Below are 21429 nucleotides of genomic sequence, written 5' to 3' on the forward strand. Positions count from 1 at the left end.
GTGAGTCAGCCGTCGAACCGGCCGGACTTCACCGCACCGACGAACGCCGACCACTGCCCGGTCGTCGCCGTGAAATAGCCCGCCGCGCGATCCTTGGTGTCACGGACAGCGGCGCCATCGGCGACCCGTCCGACCTCGACGCAACTGGTCTGCTGGGCCGACCTGCTGGACTTGCGCCAGCCGCGAGGCTCGGTGCTCATCATGCCCCTTCCAATTCGGTGATTTGCCGGGCGATGACCTTCGATGACTGGTCGACGGTCATCGCCACCCGCGAGACGCTATCGACAGCCAGTTGGTACGCGGCTATGTCTTCAGGCTCCGCGAGGAAAGCGGACGAACTGACGTGTTCGAGGTGAACGATCGGCCCGGCCTTCGGGAACTCGAAGTAGATGAACGAGCCGCCGAGCGCCGCGTTCCACGACGTCAGGTCCGCGGGGACTACCTGAACCGTCACATTGGGCTGCTCGGACATCGCCGCCACGTGGCGGAGCTGATCGGCCATGACCTCATCGCCGCCGAGCTTCTTCCACAGCGCCGACTCCTCGATGAACGCGTGGAACTCAGGTGACCCGTTCCGCCTCATCAGTATGTCGCGGCGACCGACACGCATCGCTACGCGTGCGTCCACTTCGTGCGAGGGCATCCCGCTCATGACTGCGCGGGCGTAGTCGGAGGTCTGGAGAAGTCCTGGGATCAGGATCGGCGAGACGTCAGTGATCGATGTCGCGGTGCGTTCGAACTCCATCAGGTCGGTCAGCTCGTGGTTAATGCCAAGCGAGCCCGCCGAACCTGACTTCAGCCAGTTGCCACCGCCGTCGTGTTCCCGCGCCATCTCGACGAGGCGATCGCGCTCGGCCTCCGAGGTGCCGAGCGCGGTCATGATCGACGCCACCTCTTCGGGTGATGGTGACCGAGTCGCCTGTTCGTTGCGCGTGAATTTCGAGTGGTGGCCGCCGATTCGGTGCGCCAGTTCCCGCACCGTCACCCCGGCGCGCTCGCGTATTTCGCGCAGCTCGGCGCCCAGTGCGCGGTTGCGCGGTGATCCGGTCCTGTTGCGGCTCATGCACCAAGCCTAGATCGTCGCAGCTCCACTGGTGAGACATCACCCGAAGGAGTCATCGCCACCTTGGCGCAGCTGGCGCTAACGTTGCCGCACCAAGTTGATTCGCTTATCGATTTCTCCGACTAGCGAAACTGGCTTCCATAAAGGTTTTTCCACTCGGTCGAGCGTCTCCAGACGTTCGACGCGAGCAGGCCCCAAACCGGGCAATTCAAGATCATGGCGCACTTGGTGCACTTGGCGCATCGACGATTGGAACGTGGTGTGGATGACCATCGGAATCCTGCTCGGCCTGTTGGCGTGGGCGCTCGTGTTCGGGCCGGTGTTCCTGCTGTGGTGGCTGCCCGGTGCTCGCGCGGATGCGCGGCGGGAGTGGTGGCCGTGACCCGCGTGCGGTTCGTGCTCCCCGACGGATCGCACACGATCCACGCCACCACCGACGCGCCCGAGGAATGGGGCGACGCACGCGTCGCAGAAGCCCTGTGCGGCGCCGTGATCACCGTCCCACGAGGAGCTCGCCGCGCCCGGCCGCCACGGGACTCCTACTGCGAGGGCTGCACCCGGATCTACGCGGCCCGCCACCCGCTCACCCCGTTCCGCCTTCCGTCCGAAGGCCCGACTTGAAGGGGGCTCGATGCCCGCTCACCGCACGATCACCGTCCCGTGCCGGGACATCGCGTTCCGGGACCGCGCCGTGCACCTCGGGCGGATCCGGCGCGGGATCAGCCTCCGGGTTCCCGAAGAAGCTCATGCGATCCTCGACCTCGCGCAGGCCGAGGAACTGCACCGGCAGCTCGGCGCGGCGATCGACGGGGTCCGCCGCGAAGTGGAAGCGGTCGGCTCATGACCGCACGGAGCGACGAACCCGCCTGGATCACTTCGGAGTGGTGCTCGACCTGGCACCTCAGCGGCAAGGCCGCGTGTGGGGCGGTGATCGTCGCGACGTGCGGGCATCCGGTGAGCGGGCGGATGTCGCGGGTCTTCGACCGGCCGCCGCCGCTCGACACCCGCGAGGTATGCCAGGCGTGCGTGGCCGCCACCAGCACGCGACCGAGCTACGTCCGGTTCCCGGCGTTGGAGGACGCGCTCGTGGTGATGGCCGAACGCCGGTCGTACCGCGCCACGGCGCCGCCGGATCCCGATCCGCCGATCACGTGGCCGGACACCGACCCGGACGCACCCGGAGTCCGCGCCGAACTCCATCCGCTGTGGATCGCACTGCGCGTCGAGCACTCCTCGACCGCGCGAGCCGCTTGATCCGCCCCTGATCGCGGCCTGCCGTCCCGCCCCTCCCCCGAGCGGCGGCGGGCCGCACGTCCGGCCGGTGCCCGCTCATCGCCCCGACTCGCGGCGAGCACCGGCCGGACACCCCGAAACGCCCGGCTACCAGGCGACTTCGAGCTTCTTGAGGCTGTAAACGAAGTGGAAGGCGCGGAACTCGATCTCGTCGTCGGGCGTGACCGCGCGCAGATTCGGGAAGCGGCGCAGCAGCGCGGGGAACGCCGTGCACATCTCCATCCTCGCCAGCGGAGCACCGACGCAGTGGTGCACGCCGTGCCCGAAACCGACGTGGTTGCCCGGCTTTCGGGTGACGTCGAGCGCGTCCGGGTCGTCCACCAGCTCGTCGTCGCGGTTGGCCCCCGGCAGCGCGAACACCACGGTCGAACCCGCGGGCACGACCTGTCCCGCGATCTCGACCTCGGCCGTGGTCATCCGCGGGGTCCCGGAGTGCACGATGCTCAGCCAGCGCATCAGCTCCTCCACCGCCGGGCCGATGCGCTCCGGCTCATCCCGCACCAGCGCCAGCTGATCCGGGTGCCGCAGCAACGCGAGCGTGCCGAGCCCGAGCATGCTCGCGGTCGTCTCGTGCCCGGCGACCAGCAGCAGGCTCGCGATCCCCGTGAGGTCCGCTGCCTCCACGGCATCACCGTGCTCGCGCACCAGCATGCCCAGCAGATCCTCACCCGGATCCGCCTGCGCGCGTTCCACGAGCTCGCGCATGTACGTCCGCTGCTCGACGTTGTTCCGCGCCCGCTCCTCGCCGGGAAGCGACGTGTCGAGCGCCTTGCCGGTGCGCACCTGGAACTCCGCCCGATCCTCATAGGGCACGCCGAGTAGCTCGCAGATCACCAGCGACGGGATCGGAAGCGCGAAATCGGCGACCAGATCGCGCGGCGAACCCGCACGCTCCATCGCGTCCAAGTGGTCCCCGACGATCTCCTCGATCCGCGGCTGCAACCGCCGCATCCGCCGCACCGTGAACTCCGGAGTGAGCATCCGGCGCAACCGGGTGTGCTCCGGCGGGTCGCAGTTGAGCAGGTTGCCGCGGTTGAGCTCCGCGGCCTTCTCCGGCGGGAGACCGAAGTCCGGGCGGTAGGCGGCGGTGCTGAAGCGCTGCGCGTCGCCCAGCAGCGACCGCACGTCGGCGTGCCGGGTCACCAACCACGCGTCCGCGCCGAACGGGGTCGTGAACCGCGTGATGCCGGTGCTCGCGCGCACCGCGGCGAGGTCGGGCACCGGGTCGAAACCGTTGCGGCGCATGTGCAACGGGAGTTCCGGGGCGGGAGACGCGTCGGCGGTTGCGCTGTCCGTCGCTGAGGACATGGACTCTCCTGGTCTGTCGAGGGGAACCCGTTCGACCCTACAGCCGTGATCCACGCTCGGTCACCGGATTACCACCGTCCGTGATCGACCGGCGGGTGGTCTTACCCGGAAGCGGGAGGGGAATGACCCGTTCGCCCGCCCGCACGGGGCGAACGGGCCAGTCGCCTCGGTCGGCTACCAGGCCACGTCGAGCCGCTTGAGGCCGTAGACGAAGTGGTAGGAGCGGAACTCGATCTCCTCGTCGGGCGTGACCGCGCGCAGATTCGGGAAGCGGCGCAGCAGCGCGGGGAACGCCGTGCACATCTCCATCCTCGCCAGCGGAGCACCGACGCAGTGGTGCACGCCGTGCCCGAAACCGATGTGGTTGCCCGGCTTTCGGGTGATGTCGAGGGTCTCCGGATCGTTCACCAGCTCGGGATCCCGGTTGGCGGCGGGCAGCGCGAACACCACGACGGAGTTCGCCGGCACGACCTGCCCCGCGATCTCCACGTCGGTGGTGGTCACCCTCGGGGCTCCGGAGTGCACGATGCTCAGCCAGCGCATCAGCTCCTCCACCGCCGGAGCGACGCGCTCCGGCTCATCCCGCACCAGCGCCAGCTGATCCGGGTGGCGCAGCAGCGCGAGCGTGCCCAGGCCGAGCATGTTGGAGGTCGTCTCGTGCCCGGCGACCAGCAGCAGGCTCGCGATGCCCGTGAGGTCGGGCGTTTCCAGGTCGTGGCCGTGCTCGCGCACCAACATGCCCAGCATGTCCTCGCCCGGATCCGCCTGCGCCCGCTCCACGAGCTCGCGCATGTAAGCGCGCTGCTCGACGTTGACGCGCAGCCGCTCCTCCTCGGACAGCGAGATGTCGAGGGCTTTGCCGGTGCGCTCCTGGAACTCCGCCCGGTCCTCGTAGGGAACCCCGAGCAGTTCGCAGATCACCAGCGACGGCACCGGAAGCGCGAAGTCCGCGACCAGATCGCGCGGCGAACCCGCACGCTCCATCGCGTCCAAGTGGTCCTCGACGATCTCCTCGATCCGCGGCTGCAACCGCCGCATCCGCCGCACCGTGAACTCCGGAGTGAGCATCCGGCGCAACCGGGTGTGCTCCGGCGGGTCGTAGGCGAGCAGGTTGCCGCGGTTGCGTTCCGCCGCCTCCTGCTCGGAGAGGCCCTGGTCGGGCCGCTTCCAGACGTTGCTGAAGCTCTGCGCGTCACCGAGCAGGGCGCGGACGTCGGCGTGCCGGGTCACCAGCCACGCGTCCGCGCCGAACGGGGTCCGGACCCGCGCGAGCCCGCTGCCCTCCCGCACCGCGGCGAGGTCGGGCACCGGGTCGAAACCGTTGCGGCGCATGTGCAACGGGAGTTCCGGTGCGGTGGGCGCGTCGGCCGAGCTGTCCGTCGCTGAGGACATGGGCACTCCCTGAAGTCGGCGGGGGAACCCGTTCGACACTACATAATCGAGAGTCGACTCTCACTTAGAGTTCTCTCAGCTGCTTCAGCAACCGCCTTCCACCGGGGCGCACGGCAAGCCCTCGCCCGCGCCCGCGCGGCTGCCGTCGAGCAGCAGCGCGAGGTAGCGCCGCCACCCCTCCGGCTCTCCGGTGGCGCGCTTCGCGGCGCCGCTGCCCGCCGCCGCCAGCACCATCACCACGAACGCCGTGAGATCGCGTTCGACCAAGTCCGCCCGCACCGCCCCGTCGCGCTGCGCGCGGCGCAGCACCTCGCCCATCGGGCCGAGGAAGCGCGGCACCACATCCGCCATGTCCACGCCCGATTCCCGCACGGCCAGCAGCAGCGACTCGTTCTCCACCACCGTCGCCAAGCTCCCGGACAAGCCGCGGGTCAACCCCCGCCAGGCGTCCGGATCGGCCGCGGCCTCGTGCAGCAGCGGCTCGATCTCCTCGGTGAAGTACTGGTCGAACACCGCGTGCACGAGCTCCTGCCTGCCCGCGAACCTGCGGTACAGGGTGGCCGAGCCCACCTCCGCGCGGCGCGCGACGTCCTCCAGCCGGATCACCGGACCGTGCTCGGCGAGCTCCGCCCGCGCGGCGGCCAGGATGCGCAAGTGGTTGCGCTGGGCGTCGGACCGCAGCGCACGCTTCGACCGGTTCTCCGAATCGGACATCGCCCCAGCATGCCGGACCCGCGCGACGATCGGGCCGACCGGGGCGAGGCGCCGCGCCGCCGGAACCGCTCCGGGACCACCCGGACTAGGGCGAACACGTGCACGAAGCGGTGAGCGACCAAGTAACCTCACGGCCAGTGACCCGGCCGATCCGGCCGGACGAACAACACCCCGGTTTTCGACGGCCGGACGTGGTGTGCGGCCAGGAAGGAACTCAATGAGCACGCAGGTGGAAACAGCCGAATTCCAGGCTGAGGCGCAGAAACTGCTCCAGTTGATGGTGCACGCCATCTACTCGAACAAGGACACGTTCCTGCGGGAGCTCATCTCCAACGCCTCGGACGCCATCGACAAGTTGCGGCTGGCCTCCTACCAGGACAAGGACCTGCAGGTCGACACCGACGACCTGCACATCCTGATCGAACCCGATCAGGAGCAGCGGACGCTGACGATCCGGGACAACGGCATCGGCATGTCCAAGGACGAGGTCCGCGACCTGATCGGCACCATCGCCAAGTCGGGCACCGCGGAGCTGCTCCAGGAGCTCAAGGACACCTCCGACGGCGCCGCCGCGCAGGAGTTGATCGGCCAGTTCGGGCTCGGCTTCTACTCCAGCTTCATGGTCGCCGACAAGGTCACCTTGCTGACCCGCAAGGCCGGCGAGGACACCGCGACCCGCTGGGAGTCCAGCGGCGAGGGCACCTACACGATCGAAGCGGTCGAGGACGCCCCGCAGGGCACCGCGGTCACGCTGCACCTCAAGGCGGAGGACCAGGAGGACCGGCTGCTCGACTACGCCGACACCCGGACCCTCACACAGATCGTCAAGAAGCACTCCGACTTCATCGCGTGGCCGATCCGGATGGAGGTGGACAAGCCCGGCGACGACGGCGAATCCACCCGCGAACTCGACACGATCAACTCGATGAAGGCGCTGTGGGCCCGCCCGAAGGGCGAGGTCGAACAGGCCGAGTACAACGAGTTCTACAAGCACGTCGCGCACGACTGGAACGACCCGCTGGAGACCATCCACCTGCGGGCCGAAGGCACCTTCGAGTACCAGGCGCTGCTGTTCATCCCCGCCACCGCGCCGTTCGACCTGTTCTCGCGGGACCAGAAGCGCGGCGCCCAGCTCTACGTCAAGCGCGTGTTCATCATGGACGACTGCGAAGAGCTGATGCCGGAGTACCTGCGGTTCATCAAGGGCGTCGTGGACGCGCAGGACCTGTCGCTCAACGTCTCCCGCGAGATCCTGCAGCAGGACCGCCGCATCCAGATGGTGCGCCGCCGCCTCGTGAAGAAGATCCTCACCACGGTGCAGGAGGTGCAGTCCAACGACGCCGAGCGCTACGCGACGTTCTGGGAGAACTTCGGGCAGGCCGTCAAGGAAGGCATCGTCGGCGACCCCGACAACAGCGAGCTCATCCTGGACATCTCCTCGTTCGAGTCGACGCGCGACGAGAGCGAGAAGACCACGCTGCGCCAGTACATCGAGCGCATGCAGGAGGGCCAGGACGCGATCTACTACATCACCGGCAACTCCCGCAGCAAGATCGAGAACTCCCCGCACATCGAGGCGTTCCGGGACAAGGGCCTGGAGGTCCTGCTGCTGAGCGACCCGATCGACGAGATGTGGGTCGAGTCGGTGCCGGAGTTCGAGGGCAAGAAGTTCCAGTCCATCACCAAGGGCGAGGTCGACCTCGACGAGGACTCCGAGCAGGACGCCCAGCAGAAGGAGGACTTCGCCGGGGTCCTGACCTGGATGAGCACCGCGCTGTCCGACGACGTGAAGGAAGTGCGGCTGTCGTCGCGGCTGAGCAGCTCCCCCGCCTGCATCGTCGGCGACAACCACGACATGACTCCGACGCTGGAGAAGATGTACCGGGCGATGGGCCAGCAGGTGCCGCGCGTGAAGCGGATCCTGGAGATCAACCCCACGCACCCCTTGGTGAGCGGTCTGCGCAGTTCCTTCGACGAGAACGGGGAAGGCGAGGACCTCACCGAGACCGCGCAGCTCGTCTACGGCATGGCACTGCTGGCCGAGGGCGGCGAACTGCGCGACCCGGCGCAGTTCACCTCGCTGCTGGCGAACCGGCTGGCGAAGACTTTGTGACCGGTGGCCGTTGGCCTGCGTAGAGGGCGGGTAGCGGAACCTCAGCTGCTTCCTCGCTGCGGGATCTTTTTCCCGAGTGGCTCCGCCACGAGGGAAAAAGCTGTCCTCGCGAGGAAGCAGCTGAGAACCCGCCGGTGGTCTTTTTGCTTTGGTGGTCACTGCTCAGCGGCTTCGCCGCTGACAGGACAAGGCTGAGTTCGGGGGCGGGGCGCGGTGCGCTCTGGCGTCGGTTCAGCCTGGGGTCGTGGTTCGAGCGGCGCGGAGTTCGTGCAGTTCGGCGCGGAGTTCGCGGACCTCTGCTAGCAGCTCGCCGACGGTGTCCGGGTCCTGCTCGCGCAGGCGTTCGCGACCGACCTGGGACTCCATCGCGCTCACCGCGACCGCGATGAACAGGTTGAGCACCGTGAAGGTCGTCACCGCGATGTAGGCGACGAAGAAGATCCACGCGAGGGGCTGCTCGGCCATCACCTCGCGGGCCACTTCCGACCAGGCCTCGCCGGTCATCACCTGGAACAGCGTGAACAGCGAGTCGCCGAGGTCCCCGAAGTACTCCGGGGACGTGGCGCTGAACAGAGTGGTCGCCAGCACGGCGGCGACGTAGAGGATCAGGGCCAGCAGCGCGGCGATCGAGGCCATGCCCGGCAGCGCCGACAGCAGCGCCGACACGACCCGGCGCATGCTCGGCACCACCGAGATCAACCGCAGCGCCCGCAGGATGCGCAGCGCCCGCAGCACCCCGAACTCCCCGGAGGCGGGCGCCAGCGCGACTCCGATGATCACGGTGTCGAAGACGTTCCACGGGTCGCGGAAGAACCGCTCCCGGTGCACGTAGAGCCGGGCGGCCAGCTCGGTCACGAAGACCAGCAGAGCCAACCGGTCCACGGCGTGCAGCAGCGTCCCGTGCCGGGCCATCAGCGCGGGCACCGTCTCGCAGCCGAGGGTGATCGCGTTGAGCACGATCACGCCGACGATGAACGACTGGAACGCGGGCGCTTCGACGACGTTCCGGACGCGCTCCCGCACGCTCATGGCACTGCTCCCGCTCCGCGACTCCTCCCCCGACACGGAGATCAACTTATCGGCCGCCGGCCGGTTCGCGATGAGCGGGGATGACGCGATGTGACGCGGGCGCGGCCGAGCGTGTCCGCCCGGCCGCGCCCGGAGAACGCGGGTCCTTCAGATCGTCGTCCTGTCAGCGGCGGAGCCGCTGCAGCATCACAGCGTCGCGGTGTCGATCACGAAGCGGTAGCGGACGTCGCTGGCCCGCACCCGCTCGTAGGCCTCGTTGACCTGGGACGCGGAGATCACCTCGACCTCGGCGCCGATGCCGTGCTCGGCGCAGAAGTCCAGCATCCGCTGGGTCTCCGGGATGCCGCCGATCATCGAACCGGCCAGCGACTTGTTGCCCGCGATCAGCGAGAACGCGTTGTAGGACAACGGTTCCGACGGGGCTCCCACGTTGACCATGGCGCCGCCCGCGGCGAGGGTGCCGAGGTAGGCGTCCACCGGCAGCTGCGCCGACACGGTGTTGATGATCAGGTCGAAGCGGCCCTTGAGCGTCTCGAACGTCGACTCGTCGGAGGTCGCGTAGTAGTCGGTGGCTCCCAGGCGCAGCCCGTCCTCCTGCTTCTTGAGGCTCTGGCTGAGCACGGTCACCTCCGCGCCCATCGCGACGGCGATCTTCACCGCCATGTGCCCGAGACCGCCGAGGCCGACCACGGCGACTTTCTTGCCGGGGCCCGCGTGCCACTGGTTCAGCGGCGAGAACGTCGTGATGCCCGCGCACAGCAGCGGAGCGGCGACGTCGAGGCCGATCCCGTCCGGGATGCGGCAGACGAAGGCGTCCTTGACGACGACCTGCTGGCTGTAGCCGCCGTAGGTGTTCTCGCCGTCGAAGCCGACGCCGTTGTAGGTCTGCACGTTGCCGCGCTCGCAGAACTGCTCGGTGCCCGCCCGGCACGGCCCGCACTCGCCGCAGGAGTCGACCATGCAGCCGACGCCCACGCGGTCGCCGACCTGGTAGCGGGTGACCTCGGAGCCGACCGCGGCGACGGTGCCCGCGATCTCGTGACCCGGCACCATCGGGAAGATCGCCGTGCCCCACTCCTCCGCGGCCTGGTGCAGGTCGCTGTGGCAGATGCCCGCGTAGGCGATGTCGATCAGCACGTCGTCCGGGCGCAACGACCGGCGTTCGATCGTGGTGCGTTCCAGCGGAGCTCCGGCCTTCGGCGCGGCCAATGCTGCTGTCGTGGTCATGGCGTCCTCCTTGCTCTGACGTGACCGGTATTGCCAGGTGCGCATACCTCTTCTAAAGTAAGAACCCTCTTACATCGAGTGCAAATCGAAGGGCTGTGACGTCGCACATGTCACGCGGCTACCACCACGGCGAGCTGCGCGCGGCGCTGGTGCGGGCGGCCCGCGAACTGATCGCCGAGCGCGGCGCGGCCGAGTTCTCGGTCGCGGAGGTCGCCCGCCGCTGCGGAGTCAGCTCGGCGGCGCCGTACCGGCACTTCACCGACCGCAACGCGCTGCTGGCGGCCGTGGCGCTGTCGGTGGCGCACGAACTGCACGACGAGGTCACCGCCGCCACCGCGCGCCACACCGATCCGGCGCGGCGGCTGGCCGGCGCGGCGGCGGCCTACACCCGGTACCTGATCCGCCACGGCACGGGACTGCCCACCGTGTTCGCCGGACCGCTGCGCGGCGACCGCTTCCCCGAGCTGCGCACCGCGGGCCGCGAACTCACCGACGAGTACCTGTCGCTGTGCTTCGCCGTGTCCCCCTCGGCCGAGCGGGCGTTGCTGCTGCTGGAACAGCTGCTGACCCAAGCCCACGGTTACGCCACGTTCTACCTGGACGGAGTGCTGTCCATGCAGGGCTACGACCTCGACGTCGTCGCGGCCAAGTCCGCGGAAGCGGCGCTGACCATCATCAACGGCTCCCGCTGAGCCCGCCTCGGCCGAGCCGCGGCGGACCGCTCAGCCGGGAGCCGACCGCCGCCCTGCCCTCCTGCAGGAACTCCGCCGTGCTGCCGCTCATCAACGCGGCCAAGTAGAACGTCATGTCCTCGATCGGCTCGCGCGGGGACTTCGCCAGCCAGGTGGTGACGGCTCCGACGAAGGCGTGCGACAGGAACGCCAAGAGGTACTCCGGCGGGCAGTACGCGGCGTCGACCCTCGCGCCCAACACCTCGAAGTCGTCCGCGAGCAGCCCGCTCAACAGCAGGTGGACGCGGTGCCGGAAGCCCACGGCGTCCGCGTCCCGCCACAACAACCGCAGCAGGTCCGCGCGCTGCTCGACGACCGACAGGACCGCGGTGATCCGCGCCGTGAGGATCGGGTACAGCCCCACATCCCGGCCCGCCTCCAACTGCGCGGCCCGGAACGCCTCGCCCAGCTCGCCGAGCACCTGCTCGCGCACGGACTCGACGTAGGCGCCGACGCCGCCGTGGTACCGGTAGAACGTGGTCCGGCCGATCCCGGACCGCCGGGCCAGGGCCGACACCGTGACGCCGCTGAGGCCCGCCTCGGACCCGAGGTCGACCAGAGCGCGCCGCAGCGGCTCCTCGACCCGTTGAGGGCCGCGGCCAGGTCGCACGACGGACTTCGCCACCGACCCATGTTCCCACCGGGGGCCGCGCTCGGGCCGACCGGACGACCGCGCGGATTTCCCCTCGGCAGCAACGGAACCGGAGCACAGGCCACGACGACGCCGCGCGGAACATCGCACCGGCCGGCTGTTCCGCTGCGGTTTGGCGGGCGCCCCGCGCGGCGGAACACTCGGAATCGGAACGCCCGGCGGCGGCTCACCGCGCGGTTCGCCCCTGGACGGCGGGCCGGTGCCGACCGGCGCCCCATCGCGCCGCACGACGACAAGGACGACCATGCCCCAGGACCTCGAAGCGATCCACGACCTCGCGCCGGTCGTCAACCGGCTTCCCGGTGAACCCGTGCCCTACTACCTCGCCAGCGGTGAAGGGCGGCGCTACGAGCTCGGCGGGCTGCTCTGGACGATCATCGCGCGCGGCTGCGACACCGGCGGGCTGTTCGACGCCGCCTACGTCAGCGGTGGCCGGGGCGCGGAGGTCCCGTTCCACTCGCACGCCCGCCAGCACCGCTCGTTCTACGTGTTCGACGGCAGCGTGCAGGTGTGGCTGGGAGCGCAGAGCCGGATCCTGAGCCGGGGCGACTCGCTGCACGTCCCCGCCGGGACACCGGTGGCCTACCGGATGCTGGCGCACCTGACCCGGCTGCTCACCTGGGCCGCTCCCGGCGGATCGCTCGACTTCGCCGAGTCGGTGGGAACTCCGGTGGACCGCCACGTCCACTCGGACCGCTCGGTCTCGCCGGTCCTGCCTCGGCGACTGGCCGAGGCAGGCGAGCCGCTGGGGATCGGCTTCCTGGACCTGCCGCTGCCGGATCCGCAGGACGTGTGGGACTCGGCGCTGCCGCAGGGCGTGCAGCCGTACTTCCTGCGGCTCGGCGAAGGTGATCGCCGGGAGACCGGGGACGGCCTGAACACCTACCTCACCCGTGGCGCGAACACCGCGGGGCGGTACTTCGCCGTGGACACCATCGGGGCGCGGGCCCCGTACTTCATCCGGCACTTCCACCGGCTGCACACCGAGAACTTCGTGTGCGTGTCCGGGCGGGTGTGGCTCCACGTCAACGGGCACGAGGTGCTGCTCACCGAAGGCGACTTCGTGCACGCCCCGGCGGGCACCGTGCACACGTTCTCGTTCGACGCGCACAACACCCGGATGCTCGGCATCCTCACCCCGGACGTGTTCGAACCGTTCTTCGACCTCACCGGCCGCCCCACCGAGCTGCACGTGCACCCCGAAGGTCCCGCCGGACTGGCCGTCGATCCCGCGGAGCTCGCCGCCGCCGACCTCGATCTCGTCGTGGTGGGGCCACCGCCGCGGCGGGCGAAGGCGCTCGACCTCTGACCCCGCCCGCGTCCCACCGAACGGGGGACATCGGTTCGCAACGGTCCGGCAACCCTTCCGCACGATGCCGGGCCTGCTGTTCCCTGCTGGAAAGACGTCATCATCGGGGATGACCTCGGTTCGGCGGGAGGACCTCCATGTCCCAGACCCTCCAGACGACGACCGCCACCTCCGCTCGGGATCGCGCGCAGGCGTGGCTGGCGGAGTTCGAGGCGGCGCTGACCGCGCGCGACGCGGAGCGGGCGGCCAACCTGTTCGCGACCACCTCGTTCTGGCGCGACCTGGTCGCGTTCACCTGGAACCTCAAGACGGTCGAGAACCGCGACGGCGTGGCCGACCTGCTGCGCGCCACGATGGACGCCGCGGACGCCCGCGAGTTCCGGGTCACCGAGGAACCGGCGGAGTCCGACGGGATCGTGGAAGCGTGGTTCGGCTTCGACACCGCGGCGGGCCGCGGCGAAGGGCACCTGCGGCTCACCGACGAGGGCGCGTGGACGCTGCTGACGACGCTGCACGAGCTGACCGGGTTCGAGGAGCCGAGCGGACACCGCCGCCCCATGGGCGCCGAGCACGGCGTCGACCCGGACCGGCGGACGTGGCGGGAGGCGCGGGACGCCGAACTCGCCGAGCTGGGCGGCTCCCGGCAGCCGTACGTGCTGGTGGTCGGCGGCGGCCAGGGCGGCATCGCGCTGGGTGCGCGGCTGCGCCAGCTCGGCGTCCCGCACCTCGTCGTGGACCAGCACGAGCGGCCGGGTGATCAGTGGCGGGGCCGGTACAAGTCGCTGTGCCTGCACGACCCCGTCTGGTACGACCACCTGCCGTACCTGGACTTCCCCCGGAACTGGCCGGTCTTCGCGCCGAAGGACAAGATCGCGGACTGGCTGGAGATGTACACGAAGGTCATGGAGATCAACTATTGGGGATCGACCCGGTGCGCCTCCGCCTCCTACGACGACCGGGCGCAGGAGTGGACGGTCGAACTCGACCGGGACGGCACGCCGATCACGTTGCGGCCGAAGCAACTCGTGCTCGCCACCGGCGTGTCCGGCAAGCCGAACGTGCCCGCGTTCCCCGGCCAGGACCGGTTCCGCGGGGAACAGCACCACAGCTCGCGGCACCCCGGCCCCGACGCCTACCGGGGCGAGCGGGCCGTGGTGGTCGGCTCGAACAACTCCGCGTTCGACATCTGCGCGGCGCTGTGGGAGGCCGGGGCGGACGTGACCATGGTGCAGCGGTCCTCCACGCACATCTCGAAGTCGGACTCGCTGCGGGAGCTGTCGCTGGGACCGCTGTACTCGGAGGAAGCGGTCGCGGCGGGCATGACGACGCAGAAGGCCGACATGACGTTCGCGTCGATGCCGTACCGGATCATGCCGCGATTCCAGAAACCGGCCGTGGAAGCCATGAAGGAGCGCGACGCGGACTTCTACGCGCGGCTGGCGGAAACCGGTTTCCTGCACGACTTCGGTGACGACGACTCCGGCCTGTTCATGAAGTACCTGCGGCGGGGCTCGGGCTACTACATCGACGTCGGGGCCGCCGAGCTGATCACCGACGGGCGGGTGAAGCTGGCGCACGGGCAGGTCGCCGAGCTCACCGAGGACTCGGTGCTGCTGGCCGACGGCACCGAACTGCCCGCGGACCTCGTGGTCTACGCGACGGGCTACGGCTCGATGAACGGGTGGGCCGCGGACCTGATCGGACAGGACGTGGCGGACAAGGTCGGCAAGGTGTGGGGCCTCGGCTCCGACACCACGAAGGATCCGGGCCCCTGGGAGGGCGAGCAGCGCAACATGTGGAAACCGACCAGGCAGGAAGGCCTGTGGTTCCACGGCGGCAACCTGCACCAGTCCCGGCACTACTCCCTCTACCTGGCCCTGCAGCTCAAGGCCCGAGCGGAAGGCATCCCCACCCCCGTCTACGGCGTCCCCGAGGTGCACCACACCGCGTGAGCGTCCACGCCCCGGTTCGCGCTCCGCACTCCCGCGAACCGGGAGGCGGGGCGCGACGGACCACCCCGAGGAGGAACGTCGCCGCTGGTCGTTCGGTGTCCTCCCGGAGTGGCGGCTGAACGATTCCTCGGGAGATCGCGGGAGTCGCCCACAGGGCGCGCGTCCGCGTGCTCTCGGGGAGCTCGGGCGGGTGATCAGGGGGTGTTCGCGAGGCGGTGGACGCCGGGGGCGGTGGAGCGGGCGACCACCGGGCAGGCGGTGAGGTCGGGCAACGGGAACTCCACGCCCGGAGCGATCCGGTACGGCCGGGCCAGCACCATGCCGCCGAGCGTCCTGCGCAGGCGGGACACCTCGGCGCGCACCGTCACCAGGTGCGTGCCGTCGCCGAAGACCGCTTCCGAGAGCTGCGCCGCCGACATGCCCGCCGACCCCGCGCCGGCGAGCAGGAGCAGCAACTCCGCGTGCCGCAACGACAACGGGTGTACCCAGCGGCTCGACCCTTCGACCACCGCCCGCGGCGGAGCGGAACCCAGGTCGAGCGTGAGCCGCATCCGGGGGACCGGCGCCGGGCGCAGCAACCAGCCGCCCGGCACCGGCTCCGGGACGCAGTCGCCCACGCCGTGCACCGCGAGCGGTCTCCCCTCCCGCGGCACGGCCACCCGGTCCGGACCGGCGAAGCCGGCGACCGCCGCGACCCAGCCGTGCTCGTCGACGACCAGCCCCGGCCCGGTCGAGCCCGCCAGCAGCGGCCCCGCGACCTGCCGCAGCGAGTCGAGGCGGCGTTCGTGTCCGCGCCGCAGGCTCGCCTCGGCGAGCTTCACCGCCGTGCCCACCAAGGCCACCGTCATCGGGTGGATCGTCTCCGCCGGTCCGCTGACGTCCACGATCCCCAGCAGCTCCCCCGTGCGCGGATCGTGCAGCGGCGCGGCCGTGCAGGTCCACACGTGGTGCGCCCGCAGGAAGTGCTCGGCGGCGAACATCTGCACCGGCGCGCCCTCGGCGAGCGCGGTGCCGATCGCGTTGCCGCCGACGACCCCTTCGGACCACCGGGCGCCCTCGGCGAAACCGATGCCGTCGGCGAGGCGGCGCACCCGGCTGGCCCCTTCGCGCCAGAGCACGACCCCGTCGGAGTCGGTCACGACCATCACGTGCCGCGAATCCTCGGCGACGGAGGTCAGCGCGGCGCGCAGGTCCGCCAGCACCGGCCGGATCCCGGACCGCTCCCGGCGCCGCTCCACCTCCGCGGCCCCCGCCGGGTCCGGCGGAATCCGCAGGTCGGGGTCGACGCCTTGAGCCCGGGCACGCCGCCACGACCGGGCCACCAGGCCGCGCGGCTGGACCGGTGCCCGGCCGCCGGAGAACAGGGCGTCGTGGACCTGCGCCAGGACCCGCGCCCGCCCGCGCACATCGGTCCTGGACTGGAACTCGCGGACGTCCTCGTCCACAGCCACCTCCCCGCGTCACGCGGCGGCGCGCGGCCGGCCGGTGTGGCCCACACCATAACCATGGACCGCCCGTCGAACGGAAGACCGACGACGCCGCGACCGGCCGCACCGAGGCCGTGCGCAGGGACGGGCGCAGCCGGGAAGCGGATCACCGGAACGAGAAGCGGGAGCCCCCTTTTGCTTTCACCGCAACGGGAAAGGATCGATCCACTTTAGACGGAATAGTGAGCGGGCGAGCCCGGTTGTTCCGGGTGTGCCGGGCGCACCCGCACGGGTGCGCCATGACGACCGACGCCTCAGGAGGGCCGCCGCATGGCGAAGATCCTGTTCGTGATGACCGCCGCCGACCACTGGACGCTGGCCGACGGCAGCGCGCATCCCACCGGCTTCTGGGCGGAGGAGGCCGTCGCCCCCTACCGCGCGTTCACCGCGGCCGGGCACGAGGTCGAGGTGGCCACGCCCGGCGGAGTCCGGCCCACCGTCGACCAGGGCAGCCTGGGAGCGGACGCCAACGGCGGGCAGGAGCAGGCCGACGCCGTGGCCAACGGGCTGGCCGCGTTCACCGAACTCGACCACCCGATCGAGCTGGACGACGTCGACCTCGCCGACTACGCCGCCGTGTTCTACCCCGGCGGGCACGGCCCGATGGAGGACCTGGCGGTCGACGCCACCTCCGGCCGGTTGCTGACCGAGGTCCTCGACTCCGGCAAGCCGCTCGGCGTCGTCTGCCACGCACCGGCCGCGCTGCTGGCCACCGAGCAGGGCGGGAGCTCGCCGTTCGCGGGTTACCGGCTCACGGCGTTCACCAACGCCGAGGAGCAGCAGGCCGGCCTGGCGGAGAAGGCGAAGTGGCTGGTGCAGGACCGCCTCGTCGCGCTCGGCGCGGACTTCCAGGAGGGCGCGCCGTGGGAGCCGCACGTGATCGTGGACCGCAACCTGCTCACCGGCCAGAACCCGGCCTCTTCCGCGCCACTGGCGGATCAGATCGTGAAATCCTTGGCCGCTGCCGCGTAGGTGTTCGGGTACCTCGGCGTTCCTCTCGCCGCGGGATCGATTTCCCAGTGGCTCCGCCACGGAGGAAATCGCTGTCCTCGCGAGAGGAACGCCGGGATCCGCCGGTGGTCGATCTGCGCGCGCGGGCTGTGCGCTGCGCGTTCGAGCGCGGGCTTCGGCCGCGAGGCGGGCCCGCGCCGCCCGCCTTCGTGGCTTCGCCGCTGCGGGGGAGCTGAGGGATTATCAGCATGTGACAACGCCGGTTCTCCGGTGATCGCAGGGCGGTCATCATGCAGTCGTTGCCAGGAGGCCCGACAGGGCCAGCGATCGCTAGGAGTGCACCGTGATCTTCATCGTCGTCAAGTTCACCGTTCGTCCGGACCGCGCCGAGCAGTGGCTCTCGCTGGTCGACGACTTCACCCGGGCGACCCGCGCCGAACCGGGCAACCTGTTCTTCGACTGGTCCCGCAGCGTGGAGGACCCGAACGTCTTCGTGCTCACCGAAGGCTTCGCCTCCCAGGAAGCCGGGGTCGAGCACGTCCAGTCCGAGCACTTCAAGACCGCCACCGAGCTGATGTCCGAAGCCGTCGCCACGACACCGGACATCATCAACGTCGACGTCCCCGGCGACGGCTGGTCCAAGATGGGCGAGGTCACGCCGAAGGGGGCGTGACCGCGGCGGTCGCGCCGGGCGGGATTGGGGTTTCGCCTACTTTTTCCCCGATAGGAATGGGGTTGCGACCCCGGCGGGCTGCGCCAGCGGAGCGCCGGCATCACCGTCGTGCGGAGACTGCTCGCCGCGGAGCTGCCTGGGTGTCCATGCTGCTGCTGTTCGCGGGGCACGAGACGACGGCGCCCGGCATCACGTGGCCTTCGGCTACGGCGTGCACCAGTCGCTCGGGCAGAACCTGGTGTCCGGCGAGATGGAGCTCGCCTACCAGGTGCTGTTCGACCGGATCCCTAAGCTGGAGTCGGCGAAGCCGGTGGACGAGCTGCCGTTCAAGTACGAACGGTGCTGTTCGGGCCGCACGCGCTGCCGGTTCGCTGGTGACCACGCACCGTTCCCGAAGGAGACCCATCACATGCTCAAGATCATCGCGGACACCGAGCGCTGCGTCGGTGCCGGACAGTGCGTGCTGTCCGCTCCCGACGTGTTCGACCAGGATGACGACGGCGTCGTGACGCTGCTCGACGAGACCCCCGGAGCGGAGCACGCCGACGACGTCCGCCAGGCGGCCCTGATCTGCCCCTCCCAGGCGATCACCGTGCAGGAGGGCTGACCCGGCTCGCGCGCGGTTCCTGGTGCGGGGCGTCCCTGCCGGGGCGCCCCGCATTCGCCGTGGAGGTAAGAGTGATTTCGCTGTCCTCGCGAAAAGACCGCTGAGGAACCCGGGACGGTAGCAGGTTGCTTGATGGGTCACTGCTCAGCGGCTCCGCCGCTGACAAGGCACAGACCAAGAACGCTGCTCACCTGAAACGACAAGATCAAGGACAGGCTCCGAGGTTGCGCCACCCGACCACCGAAGCGAATCAGCCGGCGTCAAGAGAATCAGCGAGCTCGGCGAGTCCGGCTCGGCCGGCGACGCCGAGCTTGCGGTAGACCCTGGTGAGGTGCTTCTCGACCGCCCGGGAGCTCACGCCGAGTTCGTTGGCGATCTGCTGGTTGCCCAAGCCACCGACCACCAGCTTCGCGATGCGCAGTTCCGCGCGGGTCAGCTCGGCCTGCGTGCCGGGGCCGTCGCCCGCGATCTCGTCCACCGAGCGCAACCTGGGCACCCCGCAGGACGCGGCCAGCTCGTCGCCCTCGTTGAGCCGCGCGGCGGCTTCGAGCCGGTCCGAGCCGAGCAGCCTGCGCCCCAGCATCAGGTGCGCCTTGGCCAGTTCCAACGTGCACGCCGGCCCGCCGCCGCGCAGCGCCTCGACGGCCCGCCGCAGCAGCTCCGCGCCCGCGTCCCCCTTGGTGACCGCGCCCCACACCCGCAACGCGCGGCCGACGCCGCTGGGGGCACCCCACGCCACCGCCCGCCGGTACTCCTCGGAGATCAGCTCGACGGCGGGCTCGGTGCGCTGCAAGCGGTGGTAGAGCAGCGCTGCCCAGCTCCGCCACGGCAGCAGGCACGGGTTGGACCAGCCGAGCCGTTCCCACTCGCGCCCGCATTCCAGCAGGTGCTCCAGCGCCGAGCTCCGGTCTTGCCGGCTCACCGCCAGCGCGGCGTCGCGCAGTTCCCGCACCCACACCTGCACGGCCTGGTCCCAGTCCCGGTGCCGGGTCAGGACCCGCGCCGCCGCACCGGTGTCCACCGCGTCGAGGACGACCGTCGCCAATGTCTCGAAGCACCGCGACACCACCGAGACCAGCGCCGGGTCGCAGCGGCGCAGCGTGCTCTCCGCCAGGGCCACCGCTTCCCCGTACCGGCACGCCCGCACCAGCACGGCGGCCCGCTCGGCGCCCATGATGAGGCGTTCCGCGGCGCGCTCGCCGCGGTCGCCCAGCGCGGCGGTCACCTCCGTCATCCACTTCTCCGCGTCGTCCACCTCGTCGGCGAGCGCCAGCGCCCGCGCCGCCAGCGTCACGGTGCCGAACGCCTGCCGTGGTTCGGTTCCGCTCGCCAGCGCCCGGCGCGCCCACGGCAGGACCGCCTCCACGTCGGAACCGCTGAGGGTGGCCGCGTAGAGCAGCACCGCGGCCCGCTCCGGCTCCACCTGGTCGTCGGGGGCCAGCGCGTCGAACCGCTCGCGGGTGTCGGCGCACCAGCTGGGGTCGCCGAACCGGGCCGCGCGCATCCGGGTGTCGATGGCCAGCGCCACCGCGGGTTCCAGCTCCTCGTGCGTGCGGTACTCCTCGAAGGCCGCGTGCATCGACAGCGGCGCCACCGCCAGCAGCATCGGCGGCACTTCGGCCAGCGCCGCGGCGCGCTGCCCGGTGGAGGCGAACCTGGGCAGTGCCTGGGAGAGGTGGCGCATGGCGGCGACCGGCGCGCTGGACCGCTCCGCCTCGGCCAGGTCCGCCAGCAGCACGGAACGATCGGCGCCCGCCGTCGGGCAGGCCAGCAGCGCGCGCCGCAGGCAGCGGATCGCCGCGGGCACGTCACCCCGGTCCAGCGCGCGCCGCCCGGCGGCGTGCAGCACGCCGGTGGTCCACTCGCCCTGCGAGGCATCCGAGGCCAGCAGGTGCTCGGCCACGACCTCCACCGGCCGCTGGTCGGTCTGCAGCAGCCGGGCCGCCCTGCGGTGCCATACGCTGAGCTGCTCGGGTGTCAGCCCGCCCTCCACCACGTCGCTGATCACCGCGTGCGCGAAGCGGGGGCGCTCCGGGTCCGTGAGCACGCCCAGCGCGATGAGCGCGTCGATGGTGCCCGCGCACTCCGCCGGGTCGAGCTCGGCCAGTTCCGCGAGGCGTTGCGGTTCCGCGGCGTCGAGCAGCGCCACCGCCCGCGCGGTGGCCAGCACCGGTTCGGGCTGCGCGCTCAGCGCCGCCCTGGCCCGCTCCGCCACCACCGACGGCCGCAACGACCACACCGCGTCCACATCGGACTCGTCGGAACGCTTGCCGCTGTCCCGCAGACCGCACGCGATGGCCTGCAGCAGCAGCGGCCTGCCGTGCGACATCCGGTGGCAGGCGGCGATGAACCGGTCATCGCCGGGCACGCCGAACACGTCCCGCACGACGGCGCCGACCCCTTCTGCGCTCAGCGGGGCCAGCGCGCGGCGGTGCGCGGCGCGGTCGAGCACCCGGGCGAACAGCGCCGGGTCGGTGGCCGCCTGCCCGTCGCGGTGCGCGACGACCACCAGCACCCGCGAGTCCGCCACCGCCCCGCACAACCGGTCGAGCCAGCGCACCGATTCCACGTCCGCGCACTGCAGGTCGTCCACGAGCAGCAGCACCGGTTCGCCGGAGGTGAGCAACCCGTTGCGCATCGTGGCGAAGTCCGACCCCGCCTCGGATTCGGTGGTGCAGCAGGAGAACTGCGTCAGCACGCCGAACGGGATGCCGCGCTCCGGGGTGGTCGCGACGGCCCGCAGCACCCGCACGCCCTGCTCCCGCGCGGCCGACGCGGCGTCGGCCAGCAGCGCCGAGCGACCGATGCCGAACGGGCCGGAGAACGCCAGCAGACCACCGCCGCCGTGGCGCGCCCGTTCCAGGGACGCGCGCAGCAGCGTGGTCTCGTTCTCCCGTTCCCGCAGCACGACGCCGGTCTCCTCCCGTC

20 protein-coding genes are annotated in these 21429 nt (G+C 70.9%); 10 read left to right on the forward strand and 10 right to left on the reverse strand.

Features of this window, described 5'->3' with window-relative positions:
• Positions 1 to 5: 5 nt before the first annotated feature.
• Entirely contained in the window at positions 6 to 200 is a 195-nt protein-coding gene (locus OOZ19_RS06205; protein ID WP_266089154.1) for a DUF397 domain-containing protein, read from the reverse strand.
• Entirely contained in the window at positions 200 to 1063 is an 864-nt protein-coding gene (locus OOZ19_RS06210; protein WP_266089022.1) for a helix-turn-helix domain-containing protein, read from the reverse strand. The genes OOZ19_RS06205 and OOZ19_RS06210 overlap by 1 nt, the downstream gene beginning before the upstream one ends.
• Before the next feature lie 378 nt (positions 1064 to 1441).
• Between OOZ19_RS06210 and OOZ19_RS06215 the strand changes: the two genes are divergently transcribed.
• Genes OOZ19_RS06215 through OOZ19_RS06225 form a run of 3 tightly spaced genes read left to right on the forward strand, consistent with a single transcriptional unit; the run spans position 1442 to position 2317 of the window.
• Positions 1442 to 1684 carry a hypothetical protein gene (locus OOZ19_RS06215; RefSeq protein WP_266089023.1) on the forward strand — a complete coding sequence of 81 codons (243 nt, stop codon included), beginning with the start codon at positions 1442 to 1444 and terminating at the stop codon, positions 1682 to 1684.
• A gap of 10 nt (positions 1685 to 1694) precedes the next feature.
• Positions 1695 to 1907: a hypothetical protein gene (locus OOZ19_RS06220; RefSeq protein ID WP_266089024.1), complete on the forward strand. Its 213-nt coding sequence runs from the start codon at positions 1695 to 1697 to the stop codon at positions 1905 to 1907.
• Positions 1904 to 2317: a hypothetical protein gene (locus OOZ19_RS06225; RefSeq protein ID WP_266089025.1), complete on the forward strand. Its 414-nt coding sequence runs from the start codon at positions 1904 to 1906 to the stop codon at positions 2315 to 2317. The genes OOZ19_RS06220 and OOZ19_RS06225 overlap by 4 nt, the downstream gene beginning before the upstream one ends.
• Before the next feature lie 126 nt (positions 2318 to 2443).
• Here OOZ19_RS06225 and OOZ19_RS06230 read toward each other — a convergent pair whose 3' ends face one another.
• The 3 genes from OOZ19_RS06230 to OOZ19_RS06240 form a co-directional block, all read right to left on the reverse strand.
• Positions 2444 to 3664: a cytochrome P450 gene (locus OOZ19_RS06230; RefSeq protein ID WP_266089026.1), complete on the reverse strand. Its 1221-nt coding sequence runs from the start codon at positions 3662 to 3664 to the stop codon at positions 2444 to 2446.
• Between the two features lie 174 nt (positions 3665 to 3838).
• Positions 3839 to 5056, reverse strand: coding sequence for a cytochrome P450 (locus tag OOZ19_RS06235; protein WP_266089027.1), 1218 nt, complete (start codon positions 5054 to 5056; stop codon positions 3839 to 3841).
• An 84-nt stretch (positions 5057 to 5140) separates the two neighbouring features.
• Positions 5141 to 5770 (reverse strand): TetR/AcrR family transcriptional regulator, encoded by a 630-nt coding sequence (locus tag OOZ19_RS06240; protein ID WP_266089028.1) that lies wholly within the window; start codon positions 5768 to 5770, stop codon positions 5141 to 5143.
• 217 nt (positions 5771 to 5987) lie between these two features.
• On the opposite strand from OOZ19_RS06240, the gene htpG reads away from it, so the two are divergent.
• Complete coding sequence (gene htpG / locus OOZ19_RS06245; protein WP_266089029.1) at positions 5988 to 7883, forward strand: molecular chaperone HtpG; 1896 nt, start codon at positions 5988 to 5990, stop codon at positions 7881 to 7883.
• 231 nt (positions 7884 to 8114) lie between these two features.
• Here the strand turns inward: htpG and OOZ19_RS06250 are convergent, their stop codons facing one another.
• Both OOZ19_RS06250 and OOZ19_RS06255 read right to left on the reverse strand, forming a co-directional pair.
• A complete protein-coding gene (locus tag OOZ19_RS06250) occupies positions 8115 to 8912 on the reverse strand; it encodes an ion transporter (RefSeq protein ID WP_266089030.1) in 798 nt (265 codons plus the stop codon).
• Between the two features lie 186 nt (positions 8913 to 9098).
• A complete protein-coding gene (locus tag OOZ19_RS06255) occupies positions 9099 to 10139 on the reverse strand; it encodes an NAD(P)-dependent alcohol dehydrogenase (protein ID WP_266089031.1) in 1041 nt (346 codons plus the stop codon).
• A 95-nt stretch (positions 10140 to 10234) separates the two neighbouring features.
• Here OOZ19_RS06255 and OOZ19_RS06260 point away from each other — a divergent pair, with 95 nt between their 5' ends.
• Complete coding sequence (locus OOZ19_RS06260) at positions 10235 to 10831, forward strand: TetR/AcrR family transcriptional regulator (RefSeq protein WP_323055103.1); 597 nt, start codon at positions 10235 to 10237, stop codon at positions 10829 to 10831.
• On the opposite strand, the gene OOZ19_RS06265 is transcribed toward OOZ19_RS06260, so the two are convergent.
• Complete coding sequence (locus OOZ19_RS06265; protein WP_266089032.1) at positions 10815 to 11495, reverse strand: TetR/AcrR family transcriptional regulator; 681 nt, start codon at positions 11493 to 11495, stop codon at positions 10815 to 10817. The two genes, OOZ19_RS06260 and OOZ19_RS06265, sit on opposite strands and share 17 nt — an antisense overlap.
• A 271-nt stretch (positions 11496 to 11766) precedes the next feature.
• Between OOZ19_RS06265 and OOZ19_RS06270 the strand changes: the two genes are divergently transcribed.
• Together OOZ19_RS06270 and OOZ19_RS06275 are read left to right on the forward strand one after the other, a co-directional pair.
• Positions 11767 to 12831: a quercetin 2,3-dioxygenase gene (locus OOZ19_RS06270; protein ID WP_266089033.1), complete on the forward strand. Its 1065-nt coding sequence runs from the start codon at positions 11767 to 11769 to the stop codon at positions 12829 to 12831.
• 137 nt (positions 12832 to 12968) lie between these two features.
• Positions 12969 to 14783, forward strand: a complete 1815-nt coding sequence (locus OOZ19_RS06275; protein ID WP_266089034.1) for a flavin-containing monooxygenase — start codon at positions 12969 to 12971, stop codon at positions 14781 to 14783.
• 194 nt (positions 14784 to 14977) lie between these two features.
• On the opposite strand, the gene OOZ19_RS06280 is transcribed toward OOZ19_RS06275, so the two are convergent.
• Entirely contained in the window at positions 14978 to 16228 is a 1251-nt protein-coding gene (locus tag OOZ19_RS06280; RefSeq protein WP_266089035.1) for a GAF domain-containing protein, read from the reverse strand.
• A gap of 312 nt (positions 16229 to 16540) precedes the next feature.
• On the opposite strand from OOZ19_RS06280, the gene OOZ19_RS06285 reads away from it, so the two are divergent.
• The 3 genes from OOZ19_RS06285 (at position 16541) to OOZ19_RS06295 (ending at position 18501) form a co-directional block, all read left to right on the forward strand.
• Positions 16541 to 17242, forward strand: coding sequence for a type 1 glutamine amidotransferase domain-containing protein (locus OOZ19_RS06285; RefSeq protein WP_266089036.1), 702 nt, complete (start codon positions 16541 to 16543; stop codon positions 17240 to 17242).
• Positions 17243 to 17564: 322 nt separating this feature from the next.
• A complete protein-coding gene (locus OOZ19_RS06290; RefSeq protein ID WP_266089037.1) occupies positions 17565 to 17894 on the forward strand; it encodes a putative quinol monooxygenase in 330 nt (109 codons plus the stop codon).
• A 409-nt stretch (positions 17895 to 18303) separates the two neighbouring features.
• A complete protein-coding gene (locus OOZ19_RS06295; RefSeq protein ID WP_266089156.1) occupies positions 18304 to 18501 on the forward strand; it encodes a ferredoxin in 198 nt (65 codons plus the stop codon).
• Positions 18502 to 18751: 250 nt separating this feature from the next.
• On the opposite strand, the gene OOZ19_RS06300 is transcribed toward OOZ19_RS06295, so the two are convergent.
• Positions 18752 to 21409 carry a LuxR C-terminal-related transcriptional regulator gene (locus OOZ19_RS06300; RefSeq protein WP_266089038.1) on the reverse strand — a complete coding sequence of 886 codons (2658 nt, stop codon included), beginning with the start codon at positions 21407 to 21409 and terminating at the stop codon, positions 18752 to 18754.
• Between the last annotated feature and the right edge of the window lie 20 nt (positions 21410 to 21429).

It is taken from the genome of Saccharopolyspora sp. NFXS83, assembly GCF_026241095.1.
GTDB lineage: Bacteria > Actinomycetota > Actinomycetes > Mycobacteriales > Pseudonocardiaceae > Saccharopolyspora_C.

Coding starts and splice junctions, on each gene's coding strand:
- htpG (WP_266089029.1), top strand. CDS start 5,988: ATGAGCACGCAGGTGGAAACAGCCGAATTCCAGGCTGAGGCGCAGAAA.
- OOZ19_RS06205 (WP_266089154.1), bottom strand. CDS start 200: ATGAGCACCGAGCCTCGCGGCTGGCGCAAGTCCAGCAGGTCGGCCCAG.
- OOZ19_RS06220 (WP_266089024.1), top strand. CDS start 1,695: ATGCCCGCTCACCGCACGATCACCGTCCCGTGCCGGGACATCGCGTTC.
- OOZ19_RS06210 (WP_266089022.1), bottom strand. CDS start 1,063: ATGAGCCGCAACAGGACCGGATCACCGCGCAACCGCGCACTGGGCGCC.
- OOZ19_RS06275 (WP_266089034.1), top strand. CDS start 12,969: ATGTCCCAGACCCTCCAGACGACGACCGCCACCTCCGCTCGGGATCGC.
- OOZ19_RS06270 (WP_266089033.1), top strand. CDS start 11,767: ATGCCCCAGGACCTCGAAGCGATCCACGACCTCGCGCCGGTCGTCAAC.
- OOZ19_RS06295 (WP_266089156.1), top strand. CDS start 18,304: ATGCTCAAGATCATCGCGGACACCGAGCGCTGCGTCGGTGCCGGACAG.
- OOZ19_RS06240 (WP_266089028.1), bottom strand. CDS start 5,770: ATGTCCGATTCGGAGAACCGGTCGAAGCGTGCGCTGCGGTCCGACGCC.
- OOZ19_RS06255 (WP_266089031.1), bottom strand. CDS start 10,139: ATGACCACGACAGCAGCATTGGCCGCGCCGAAGGCCGGAGCTCCGCTG.
- OOZ19_RS06225 (WP_266089025.1), top strand. CDS start 1,904: ATGACCGCACGGAGCGACGAACCCGCCTGGATCACTTCGGAGTGGTGC.
- OOZ19_RS06235 (WP_266089027.1), bottom strand. CDS start 5,056: ATGTCCTCAGCGACGGACAGCTCGGCCGACGCGCCCACCGCACCGGAA.
- OOZ19_RS06230 (WP_266089026.1), bottom strand. CDS start 3,664: ATGTCCTCAGCGACGGACAGCGCAACCGCCGACGCGTCTCCCGCCCCG.
- OOZ19_RS06285 (WP_266089036.1), top strand. CDS start 16,541: ATGGCGAAGATCCTGTTCGTGATGACCGCCGCCGACCACTGGACGCTG.
- OOZ19_RS06250 (WP_266089030.1), bottom strand. CDS start 8,912: ATGAGCGTGCGGGAGCGCGTCCGGAACGTCGTCGAAGCGCCCGCGTTC.